Genomic DNA, 1,240 nt, shown 5'->3' with positions numbered 1-1,240 from the left:
AGGAAGATGCGAGCCGCCGGCTTGGTCCGGCCGAGTATGAGCGGCGCCTTGCGGATCTTGCCGACTTCCAGGCGCGCGAGCTGCAGATGGAGGTCGACGGCTACGGCGCGCGACTGGAGGCGCAGCGGGACTACCGCAACGGCGCCCGCCGGGCGTGGCAGAACATCCAGGCGGACGCGGCTGACGTCGCGTCGGCCACCGATGACATGCTCACCTCCGGCTTCAACACCGCGAGCAACGCCCTGGCCGACTTCGCCACCACTGGCAAATTCAAGTTCCGCGACTTCGCCAGCAGCGTGATCAACGACATGGCGCGGATTGCCAGCCAGCAGGCGGCCACAGGACTGCTCAGCGGTGTGATTGGCGCGGGGATCTCCGCCTACAGCGGCTGGGCCGGTGGATCGGCTTCTGCCGGCGCTTCGGCTTCCGGTTACACCGGTAACGCCTACGCGAACTGGGCGGCAGCCCAGGCCGACGGCGGCGCCTGGGCCAATGGTGTGCAGTTCTTCGCCAACGGCGCGGCCTTCACCAACTCCATCGTCAGCCGCCCGACTGCCTTCGGAATGGCAGGCGGACGCACTGGGGTCATGGGTGAGGCTGGGCCGGAGGCGATCCTGCCGTTGGCCCGCGGCGCCGACGGCTCGCTGGGTGTTCGCTCGGTGGGCGGTGGTGGCGGTACCGCGCTGCAGGTCAACGCGCCAGTAGCGGTCAACGTGGAAGACCGCAGTTCGGAAGGCATGGAGCTGGACCAGGAGGCGCTGCAGAAGAACATGCAAATGCAGATGCAGCTGGCTGCTGAGCGCGCCGTCGCTGATTCGTGGCGCCCTGGTGGCGTCAGCTACCGCTACGCGGCCGGGAGGGGCTGATGGCAATCGAAACGTTCACTTGGGTGCCCGACGATGAGGCGGATGTCGACGGCACTCTGCGCACGCGCACGTCGCAGTTCGGCGACGGGTATGCGCAGGTGTCGGGCGACGGGCTCAACGGCGAGAGCCAGAGCTGGTCGCTGACCTTCGGTGGCCTACCAGATGAAGTGGGGCCGATTCTCGACTTCATCCGTCGGCACAAGGGCTATCGGTCGTTCCTGTGGACTCCGCCCGGCGGCGAGCTGGGCATGTACAAGTGCCAGGCCTGGCGCAAGCAACGTCGGCCAGGCGCGATCGAGGTCCTTTCGCTCACCTTTGACCAGGCCTTCCACCCATGAGCCTCATTCTGCAGCTCCAGAAGCTGGAGCCCGGCG

Annotated in this window: 2 protein-coding genes; both read left to right on the top strand. The window is 67.4% G+C overall.

Annotation, left to right across the window (positions count from 1 at the left end; genetic code table 11):
* Positions 1–866: phage tail tape measure protein (locus A9513_RS14375; RefSeq protein WP_065085039.1), on the top strand; the 866-nt coding region annotated here is incomplete at its 5' end.
* Complete coding sequence (locus tag A9513_RS14370) at positions 866–1,204, top strand: phage tail protein (protein ID WP_065085038.1); 339 nt, start codon at positions 866–868, stop codon at positions 1,202–1,204. The genes A9513_RS14375 and A9513_RS14370, both read left to right, overlap by 1 nt.
* Positions 1,205–1,240 lie beyond the last annotated feature (36 nt).

This window comes from Pseudomonas sp. AU12215, assembly GCF_001675465.2.
In the GTDB taxonomy this organism is placed as follows: domain Bacteria; phylum Pseudomonadota; class Gammaproteobacteria; order Pseudomonadales; family Pseudomonadaceae; genus Pseudomonas; species Pseudomonas nitroreducens.
The sequence above is the reverse complement of the archived record's forward strand: the minus strand, read 5'-3'. Positions and strand labels throughout refer to the sequence as shown.